Source organism: Lysobacter sp. GX 14042 (assembly GCF_021390425.1).
GTDB lineage: Bacteria > Pseudomonadota > Gammaproteobacteria > Xanthomonadales > Xanthomonadaceae > Novilysobacter.
Genome location: NZ_JAJUWY010000007.1, coordinates 148,985 through 158,880, shown reverse-complemented (window position 1 = coordinate 158,880; position 9,896 = coordinate 148,985). Strand labels below are relative to the sequence as shown.

The following is a 9,896-nucleotide window of genomic DNA, read 5'->3' as shown; positions in this document are numbered from 1 at the left end:
TAAGCAAATCGAGGAACCACCTTGCTGCGGTCTACTCGCACGAGGCGGCAAAAGCTCGCAGGGATTATCGGCTGATGCAGCCTCTCTAGAACCACATCATCGATATAGCAAGTGCGCCCGGTTGTCTGGCCTCGCGCAGGACTGCCGCCGGACACCTCCAAGATGATGTCGCCAATTTCTAACGTCCGCTTCGGTACCTTCGAGTCCCCTTCGTAGCGACGAGGCACCTCGTCGAGGTCGCCACCCCGAAGCTTGGAAAAATCGGTTCCGCGAACAACTGTCACTGCGACAGTATGCTTGGCATCCGGCGTCTCCTTACCCCAGCCTCCGCCGATTGCATACTCAAGAACGTCGCGGAATCTGGTGAGCTCAGACCCCATAACCCAAAGCCCCCAGCCTTTCCCTGATCACCGCATCCAGCTCCGCACCCTTCGCCATCTGCTCGGCCAGCTGCGCGGTCAACCGCTCCATCTTCTCGTTGAACGCCTCGTCATCGTCCTCTTCCACCTGCGCGCCGACATAGCGCCCGGGCGTCAGCACGAAACCATGCTTCTCCACTTCCTCCAGCGTGGCGCTGAAGCAGAACCCCGGCTCATCGGCGTATTCCCCGCCGTCGCTGAACTCAGTGCCGCGCCAGCGGTGGTACGTCTGCGTAATGCGCTGCATGTCCTCGTCGGTGAATTCGATCTGGGTGCGGCTGATGCGGCCGCTGGCGGCCTTGCGGGCGTCGATGAAGAGGATCTGGCCGCTGCGGTCCACGCTGCCGTTGTGTCCCGACTTCTTGTCCCGGCTGAGGAACCACAGGCACGCCGGAATCTGGGTGTTGGAGAACAGCTGACCCGGCAAGGCCACCATGCACTCGACCACGTCGTCCTGGACCATGCCGCGGCGGATCTCGCCCTCTCCGCTCTGCTGCGAGCTCATGGAGCCGTTGGCAAGCACGATGCCCGCGCGCCCACGCGATGACAGCCGCGCCAGCATGTGCTGCAACCAGGCGAAGTTGGCGTTGCCCTTCGGCGGGATGCCGTACACCCAGCGCGGGTCGTCGGCGAGCTTGTCGCCGCCCCAGTCGGAGATGTTGAACGGCGGGTTGGCCAGTACGTAGTCGGCGCGCAGAGTCTTGTGCTGGTCGTTGCTGAAGGTGTCGCCGTAGGTCGTGCCCAGGTCGCCGTGCAGGCCGTGCACGGCCAGGTTCATCAGCGCCAGGCGGCGGGTGGCGGCCATCATTTCCTGGCCATGGATGGCCAGGTCGCCCTTCTTCTTCAGCTTGGCGGCGTGGGCGTCCTTGAACTTCGCCGACTGCACGAACATGCCGCCCGAGCCGCAGGCCGGGTCGTAGATGGTGCCCTTGAACGGGGCCAGGATCTCCACCAGCAGGTTGACCACGCTCTTGGGCGTGTAGAACTCGCCGGCGCGGGCGCCTTCCTTGAGCGCGAACTGGCCGAGGAAGTACTCGTACACCTCGCCGAAGACGTCGCGGCTGCCGTGTCGTTCCGGGTCGAAGCTGAGTCGGGCCAGCAGCTGCATCAGTTCGCCCAGCTTGCCGGGCTCCAGCTCCAGGCGGGAGAACTCGCGGTACAGCACGCCCTTCAGGCTGGGGTTCTCGGCCTCTATCTCGCCCAGGGCCTTGTCCAGGCGCTGGGCCAGGTCCGGTGCGGTGGCCTGGGCCAGCAGGGCGTTGAAGTGCGCGTTCGGCGGCACCCAGAACACGTTGTCGGCGTCGTAGAAGGTCTTGTCAGCGGCGAACTGCTCGGCCAGCCCGGCGCGGGCGGCCTCGTCCTCGACGTAGTACTCGGACGTCGGCTCGGCCAGGCTCTTCCCGATCACCCGCCCCTGCGCATCGAACATGTCCGACACGTACTTCAGGAACACCAGTCCCAGCACCGGGTACTTGTACGTGGCCGCGGCGACGGAGCCGCGCAGCTTGTCCGCCGCCTCCTAGAGGGTGCGCTTGAATTCTTCGTTCGTCATGGTCGCTCCAGCATTTCCCCTAGTGCTGCCCGGCACATGGCCCGCATCCTTTCCTGATCGAGGTCGCGATCCTGCGGGATCCGCGCCGCATCGCGGATCCGGTCGTTGGTGGTTCCAAACACATCATCCGGCGCCCGCTCCAGCCGGCGCACCCAGGCTGCGTCCATGGCAGGCCGGACCTCGTCGCGCCAAAGCGTGCCCAGGGCGTCCAGCTCGGCTGCAAACAACGCAAGCGTATCGTGGATGTAGAGCAGATCCTGCGACTGCTTGCTGGCGGCGCGGTCGTGGTGGATCAACAGCTTTTGCACGATGAAGGCCACGGGGTTGGGGATTCGAACCGGGATAGGCACATCGGCACTCCAGTCCTCGTCCAACGTGACCGACCATGGTGCGACGAACAGCAACTCCAGGTAGCGCAGACGCTGCGCAGTGACACCGGCCTGTGCCTGCGTCGCCAGCGGCGTGCCGTCGCGCGCCTGCGCGCGCCCGACCAGTGGCGTCAGGAACTCGGCATAGAAGCCGGCCGGCCCGTCCTCGCCCAGCGTGTAGCGAGACACCGGCGGGCGGTGGCTGCCGGTCAACTCCTGCTCGAAGCCCGCCAGTTGCAGGTTGGCGCGGATATCGCCTTCCAGCCGCTCGTGCTGTGCGAATGCGACATCGGCGTCCAGCGTGGCCAAGGGCCGGTACGTTGGTGAGGCGGCGTCCGGATGCAGGCGATACAGGCGATGCGCCCAGCCACCGATGAACAGCAGCCTGGAGCCCCAGGGAGCCAGTGCACCCACAAGCCGGGCGAACGCCTGATGATCGTTCATGCCTGCTCGCCCAACACACCGGCAAGCACGCCGTGGCGCAGGAAGTCCGCCTGCTCGGCGCCGCGGGATGGATGTGCGGACGCGTCCAGCCAGACCTGCAGTACGTCGGCCACCATTACGTCCCCAATCCGGACCGCACCGCGGAACAGTGATTCCGGCGCATTCGCCTGCTTGAGGATCAGCTGCGGTGGTTCGCCGGGCGCGGACGGTACCAGCCCCGGCCAGTCTGCTCCCTGCGGTGGCACCAGCCGGCGCACGTACACCTGCGGTACCGCCCCGCTCACATGGCCCAGCCCCAGCAGGTCCGCCGCGGCAAACAGGCCTACGCAGCCCTCCAGTTTCGAGACGGCTTTGTGCAACTGCCGCGCCCCGCCGGCGGGGATCAGGTAGGCCATGCGCAGCTCGGGCGAGGACCGCAGCGCCGCGGCCTGCCAGCGGCGGAACAGTTCCCCGCGTCGCACCAGGCGCAGTGCCCGCCCCGAACCATCCAGGAAGCCTTCTTCCTGCATCCGCCGCACGAACCGGGACGCGCTCATGGCGGAAATCCCGGCTGCGTCCGCAAGATCCGACCCCGTGGCGTACTCGCCCCTGGGTGCGCTCAGCAGTTGCTCCGGCAACTCCGGCGCCAGCAGTACCTTGAGTATCCATTGGTTGAGGTCGGAGAAGAGGTTCGAGGCCTTGCGCGGCCGCACCGGTTTACCGATTCCACGCGCGCGCGGTTGCTCCCGGTTGAGGCTCTCAAGCCCCGGGCCGATGAACAGGCTTCCGCCAGCTTCCGATATCAGGCCCACGGCTACATCCGGCGCATAGTCGCGCTGGAAACGCTCCACCTTCTGCATCAGCGAGGCGGAGGCGCGCCCCACCAGCACCACCGCCAGCGGTCGCATGTCGAGCTCGGCGGCATAGCGGCTCGCCTGGAGGATGGCTTGCGCCAGCAGTGGGAGCACGCGATCAGGGCGCCCCTCGACCACGGATTTCAGTTCCACGGCGTACCGCAACGGTCCTTTACGGGCGATCAGGGCGGGGCGGAACGGCTCTATTGCAGCTTCGCTATCGACCGCCCAGCCGCGCGCCTCCATCAAGGTTCTCAATGGGCCGGCCATAACGCTTCCACGAGGCGAAGGAGCAATCATGGGCCGATGCTACCACGACCAAGGTATGAATCACGGCCGTGTTATGTATCCGGGCCGTGTTAGTGGACGCGATTCACCGCAGCGCCCCGGCTCGCACGTTCAGGCGCCGGGACTTTTCAATGAGGCGCCGGTGCGGCGGCGCCCTCCCCCATCCCCAGGCACCGCGCCAGCGCATCGTCCAGCGTCGGCATCGCGAAGGCATGCCCGCTCCCCAATGCGCTGTAGCCCGGTCGCCGCGCGGCCAGCCGCAGGTGCGCCACCGGACACGGGCGCAGGCTGGCGGTGCCGGTCCGCGCCACCTTCGCCGCCCGCCGGGCGAGGTCGGCCCAGGTGATGGCATCGCCGTTGGTGAGGTGCCAGACGCCGGATTCGCCGTCCACCAGCAGGTCCAGGCAGGCGTGGACCAGGTCGGGGACGTAGGTGGGCGAGATGGTCAGGTCGCTGGCGGCGTGGAATGGCTCGCCGGCGCGCAGCGCCTGCAGCGCGCAGGTGATGAAGTTGTGCCGGTCCCAGGGGCCGAAGAAGGCGCTGGTGCGCACCACCAGTGCGCCGGGGTGGCGCTCGAGGACCAGTTCCTCCGCGCGCGCTTTGCTCAGCCCGTACACGTTCAGCGGAGCCACCGCGGCGTCTTCCAGGTACGGCTCGCGGTGTGCGCCGTCGAACACCAGGTCGGTGGAGAAGGTCACCAGCGCGGTGCCGGTGCGGGCGCATTCGGCGGCGAGGTGGGCCGGGCCGTCGGTGTTCTCGCGGAAGCAGCGGGCGTGGTCGTTCTCGGCCTCGTCCACGCGGACATAGCCGGCGGCGTTCACCACCGCCCATGGCCGGTGGTGGGCCAGGGCCTCGCGCACCGAGGCCGGGTCGGCGATGTCCAGCTCGCCGCGGTGCAGCAGCCGGTGGTCGAGCCCGCGCTCGACGCAGATGCGTGCGAACGCGCGGCCGAGGGTGCCGGTCGCGCCGGTGATCAGGATGGGGGCGCGGTGTTCGCCGGTTGCGGGCCGGGGCGGGCAAGCGACCGGGAGCTCGACGGGCGGATGCAGCAGCCGGTCCGGGCGCCGCCACCAGCCGGCGCCTGACAGCACCGGGTGCGCCGGCGGTCGTCCCGCGGCCAGCTGCGATGCCATCCGCGCCACTGCTGTCGGCCGCAGGGTTCCGCCACGCACCTCGAAGGCACCGGGCTCGTAATGGCCATCGCACCGGGTGAGCAGGCAATGCCAGTCATGGCTGCCCAGCAGGGCCCAGACGGTGACCGCCCGCAGGTCGACCCCGCTGCGCAACGCGGCGCAGGCCGCCAGCCAGGTTTCCGCCAGCCAGCGCAACTGGTCCTCGCGCGGGGCGTGCAGGTGCACCTCGGTGATTGCCAGCGGTAGGCGGTAGCGCGCCCACGCCTCCTGCAGCAGGGGGCCGATGCCGCCGGTCGGCGAAGCCAGGGCCCGCACCGCCTCGACATCGGCATAGCGCTCGCGTCCGTTGCCGCCGTGGCTGGAAGCCGGGTAGCGCTCCAGGCGCTCGTCGATGAAACGCTCGCTGGTGACGTAATGGTTGATCCCGACGATGTCGGGCGGACAGGGGTTGCCCGTGAACCAGAGGACCTCGTCCGGGTCCGCGCCGCAGCAGTCCACCAGCCAGCCCCACAGTGCATGGGACCGGTCCACCCGTCCGCACAGCAGGTCCCAGGAAAGCCAGCGCAGGTGGTTGTTGAAGTCCGCCTGGTAGGCCAGCCGCGGCGTCGACCATGTGCGCCCCAGGTCGTCGGTCTGCACCAGGCGCGCCGCGGGCTGGCTGCGCCGGATCGCCCGCATCGCGAGCACCGTGGCGCGGCACTGGGTGTACAGCGCGCGCCAGAAGGTCGGCCCGTCGCGCCCGTGCGGATACCAGTGCCCGTACAGGCCGCTGAAGCGCGCGGTGGTCAAGGGTTCGTTGACCGGCGTGTAGTACCGCACCCACGGGTGGCGCGCGGCCACCGCGCCGGCATAGGCCGCCAGTTTTTCGGGGAAACACGGCGCCACCAGGCTGGTGTCGCGCGGGCCGCTGCCGTGATGGACCAGGCCGACGATTGGCTCCAGGGCCAGTTCGCGCAGCCGCAGCAGTCGCTGATCGACCCAGTCCCAGCCGGCCCGCGGCAGGCCATCGGGCGCCACCTGTTCCCAGAGCACCGGCTGGCGCACCGCGCGGATGCCAAGCCCGGCGATGGCATCGAGATCCGTTATGCGCTGCAGGTGCCCGCTGCGCTCGAGCTGGCTGAAGTAATCCTCGCCCACCCGGTTGATGGTGCATTCCACGCCGCCCCACAGCTCCGGGACCGGCGCACCGGTCCCGGAGCGGGTGGCAGGGCCACGCTCCATCTACATTCCCGATGCGGCGGCGGGCTGGACCGGCGCGTCCGGCGCCGTGTCCATGGCATCCCGGCCGAGCGCGGCCAGCACGTATTCGGCTGCCTTCAGCGCCGCGCCGACGCACTGGTCCATGTTGTAGTAGCGGTACTGCGCCAGGCGGCCGACGAAGGTCGCATCGTGCTCCTGGCGGGCCAGCGCGTCGTAGCGCTTGAACAGCCGCTCGTTCTCCGGGCGCGGGACGGGGTAGTACGGGTCGCCCTCGTCCTGCGGGTACTCGCGCACGATCGAAGTCCCGGAATGTGCCTGGCCGGTGATGTGCCGGAACTCGGTGATGCGGGTGAACGCGTGTTCGTTGGGGTAGTTCACCGCGCCGACCGGCTGGAACCGCGGGGTGTCGGGCAGGTGTTCGTGCTCGAAGCGCAGCGAGCGGTACGGCAGCCTGCCGTGGCAATGGTCGAAGAAGGCGTCCACCGGGCCGGTGTAGGCGATGTGCCGGGCCTTCAACCGCCCGCGGTGGCGGAAGAAGTCCATGCCGACCTCCACCCGGATGTTCGGGTGCGAGAGCATCCGCTCGAACAGCGCGGTGTACCCGTCGCGCGGCATGTACTGGTAGCGGTCGGTGAAGTAGCGGTCGTCGTGGTTGGTGCGCGCGGGCACCCGGGCCGCCACCGATGCCGAAAGTTCCGACGGATCCAGCCCCCACTGCTTGCGGGTGTAGTTGCGGAAGAACGTCTCGTAGAGGTCCCGCCCGACCGCATTGACCACCACGTCCTCGCTGGTGGCGACCGGGTCGCGGGGCTCGCGTACCCGGTCGAAGAAGTCCTGGATCGTGGTCTCGTCGAGGTCCAGGCCGTACAGCCGGTTGACGGTGTCGATGTTGATCGGCAGCGGCACCAGCTGGCCGTCCACGCTGGCCAGCACCCGGTGTTCGTACGGCCGCCAGGCGGTGAACTGCGACAGGAAGTCGAAGATCCGCAGGCTGTTGGTGTGGAAGATGTGCGGCCCGTACGGGTGCACCAGCACGCCGTGGGCGTCGGTGCGGTCGTGGGCGTTGCCGCCGATGTGGGTGCGCTTGTCGATCACCAGCACCTGCAATCCCTGGGCGGCCAGCTGTCTTGCCACCACCGCGCCGGAGAACCCGGCACCGACCACCAGTACGTCGGTCTTCACAGCGCACCCGCCTGCGCGGCGCGGACCGGCAGCACCGCGTCGAGCAGCTCGCCGCGCATCGTCGCGACGGTGGATTCCCAGGACGCCTCCATGGCCCGCGCGATGCCTTCGCGCAGCAGCGCCGGGTCGGGCTCGCGCGCGGCGTGCGCCACCGCGTCCAGGAACTCGCCGGTGGTCCGCGCCACCTCCACCACCGGGGTGAAGTTGCGCACCACGTCGGCCACCGCGGTGGACACCACCGGCTTGCCGGCGGCCATGTACTCCAGGGTCTTGGTCGGGTTGATGTAGCGGGTGGCGTCGTTGAGCGCGAACGGCATCAGGCAGACATCGAAGCCCTTCACCAGCGCCGGCAGTGACTCGTAGGACTGCTGGCCCAGCCAATGGAGGTTGGGCAGGTCCGGCAGGTCCGCCTGCTCGACCTTGGCCAGCGGCCCGGCCATCACCACCGAGGCGTCGGGGAACTCCCGCGCCAGGGCCTCGACCAGCGGGTAGTCGAGCCGCTCGTCCACCACCCCGACATAGCCGAACACCGGCCCGGGCAGTTCCGCCACCCGCGCCGGCACCACCGTCGAGGCCAGGCGCGCGCGGCCGAAATGGCCCACGTCCACCCCGCAGCCATGGAAGTGCACGGTCGGGTGGTGGCGCGACTTGGACTCGTAGAGCTGGTAGCCACCGGTGAACACCACGTCGGCGCGCGAGAGCAGGAAGCGCTCGCGGTCGGTGATGTCGGAGGGAGCGAAGCGGAAGTTGGCCAACTCGTCCATGCAGTCGTACACCGTGCCGCGGGCGCCGAAGCGGCCGAGCAGCACCGGGGCGCTCATGGGCGAGTAGAACCACTGCACCGGGGCGTGGAACCTGCCGGCGAGCAGGGGGTGGTTTTGCAGCGCCTGCTCCATCAGCGGGAGCAGCAGGCGCCACTGGTCGTCGACATCCGCCGGGGCGCCGTGCGGCAGGCGCGGGACCATCCGCACCACGTTGGCGAACGGCTCCGACAACTCCAGCTGCGGTTCGCCATCGCCGGCGACCGGGTCCTCGACGAACAGCACCGGGTGGTCGGCCGCCAGCCGCGAGAAGATCTGCTGCGGCCGCTGCCAGACGAAATCCCAGCGCAGGTGGCAGTGCACGATGAGGGGAAAGCGGAGTTCCGCACCCCCGGGGGCCGGCCCGGGCACCCGGGAACGCCGCGCGGCGCCTCCTCCGCGTCCCGCGGGGGCATGCAGGCCTGCGCCTGCCGAGGAGTCCAGCCTGCCCTGCACGCGTACACGCGGCCCTTCCATTGCACCTGCCATCTCGGCCATCCAACTCGTCACGGGCCTCGAGTGTTCCCGGTCGCGACCTTCCGACAAGGTGAAGAAGTGCTCAGCCTTCGTTCAGTCCGATGAACAAGGCGATGGCCGGATATCACCCCGGCTGCACCACGACGGCATGAACGTCGCTCCACGGGCGGCCCCGGTCCGCCATGGAGGAGTGGTGATGCACGTGCTCGTCTGCGGCGGCGCCGGCTACATCGGCAGCCACATGGCCCGGCAACTGGCGCTCGGCGGCGACAAGGTGACGGTGCTCGACAACCTCTCGACCGGGCACCGCGAGGCGGTTCGCTGGGGCGAGCTGGTGGTCGCCGATGTGCTCGATGCGCGGGCGCTCGAGGCAGCGTTCCACGGACGGCGCTTCGATGCGGTGATGCATTTCTGCGCGCGTTCGCTGGTCGGCGAGTCGGTGCACCAGCCTTACGACTATTACGCCAACAACGTGGCCGGCACCCTCAACCTGCTGCAGGCGATGCAGCGCCACGGCGTGGAGCGTCTGGTGTTCTCGTCGACCGCGGCGGTGTTCGGCCAGCCAGTGGCGGCACGGATCGACGAGGACCACCCGCGGCAGCCGATCAATCCCTATGGCGCCAGCAAGCTGATGGTCGAGCGCATCCTGGCTGACGCGGCGGGCGCCTGCGGCCTGCGTTCGGTGGCGCTGCGCTACTTCAATGCCGCTGGCGCAGCGCCCGACGGCACTGTGGGCGAGTGCCACGAGCCGGAGACCCACCTGATCCCGAACGTGCTGCGCGCCGCCCTCGGCCTGGGGCCGGCGTTGCGGGTGTTCGGCGACGATTACCCGACCCCTGACGGCACCTGCATCCGCGACTACGTGCACGTCGACGACCTGGCGCAGGCGCACCGCCTGGCGCTGGACTACATGGAGGACCACCCGGGCGCCCACGCCTTCAACCTCGGGAATGGCGCCGGGTTCTCCGTGCGCGAGGTGATCGCCGCGGCGGAGCGGGTGTGCGGGCAGCGGATCGCGCACACGGTGGAGGCGCGGCGGCCGGGGGACCCCTCGGTGCTGGTCGCCTCCAGCGAACGGGGGCGGCGCGACCTGGGCTGGACCCCGGCCCATCCGGAGCTGGAACCAATCCTCGCCAGTGCCTGGCGCTGGCACCGGGCGGCCGCCGCGACGCCAGCCGGTAGAATGGCCGGCTGATCCGC

At 69.3% G+C, this 9,896-nt stretch carries 7 protein-coding genes; 1 reads left to right on the top strand and 6 read right to left on the bottom strand.

Going from position 1 to position 9,896, the window contains the following annotated elements; genetic code table 11:
• Positions 1–369: 369 nt before the first annotated feature.
• The 6 genes from LY625_RS10980 to LY625_RS10955 form a co-directional block, all read right to left on the bottom strand.
• Positions 370–1,923 carry a class I SAM-dependent DNA methyltransferase gene (locus tag LY625_RS10980; RefSeq protein WP_255703501.1) on the bottom strand — a complete coding sequence of 518 codons (1,554 nt, stop codon included), beginning with the start codon at positions 1,921–1,923 and terminating at the stop codon, positions 370–372.
• A 44-nt stretch (positions 1,924–1,967) separates the two neighbouring features.
• Complete coding sequence (locus tag LY625_RS10975) at positions 1,968–2,783, bottom strand: GSU2403 family nucleotidyltransferase fold protein (RefSeq protein ID WP_233740244.1); 816 nt, start codon at positions 2,781–2,783, stop codon at positions 1,968–1,970.
• Positions 2,780–3,862 carry a hypothetical protein gene (locus tag LY625_RS10970; RefSeq protein WP_233740243.1) on the bottom strand — a complete coding sequence of 361 codons (1,083 nt, stop codon included), beginning with the start codon at positions 3,860–3,862 and terminating at the stop codon, positions 2,780–2,782. The genes LY625_RS10975 and LY625_RS10970 overlap by 4 nt, the downstream gene beginning before the upstream one ends.
• A 170-nt stretch (positions 3,863–4,032) precedes the next feature.
• On the bottom strand, positions 4,033–6,258 hold the full coding sequence (locus tag LY625_RS10965; protein ID WP_233740242.1) for a sugar nucleotide-binding protein: 2,226 nt from the start codon (positions 6,256–6,258) through the stop codon (positions 4,033–4,035).
• The gene (glf, locus tag LY625_RS10960; protein WP_233740241.1) at positions 6,259–7,419 is read right to left on the bottom strand and encodes a UDP-galactopyranose mutase; all 1,161 of its coding nucleotides are present in this window, start codon (positions 7,417–7,419) and stop codon (positions 6,259–6,261) included.
• Positions 7,416–8,543, bottom strand: coding sequence for a glycosyltransferase (locus tag LY625_RS10955; protein WP_233740240.1), 1,128 nt, complete (start codon positions 8,541–8,543; stop codon positions 7,416–7,418). Before LY625_RS10955 ends, glf begins: the two co-directional genes overlap by 4 nt.
• 349 nt (positions 8,544–8,892) lie before the next feature.
• On the opposite strand from LY625_RS10955, the gene galE reads away from it, so the two are divergent.
• Positions 8,893–9,891, top strand: coding sequence for a UDP-glucose 4-epimerase GalE (galE, locus tag LY625_RS10950; protein WP_233740239.1), 999 nt, complete (start codon positions 8,893–8,895; stop codon positions 9,889–9,891).
• Positions 9,892–9,896: the final 5 nt, after the last annotated feature.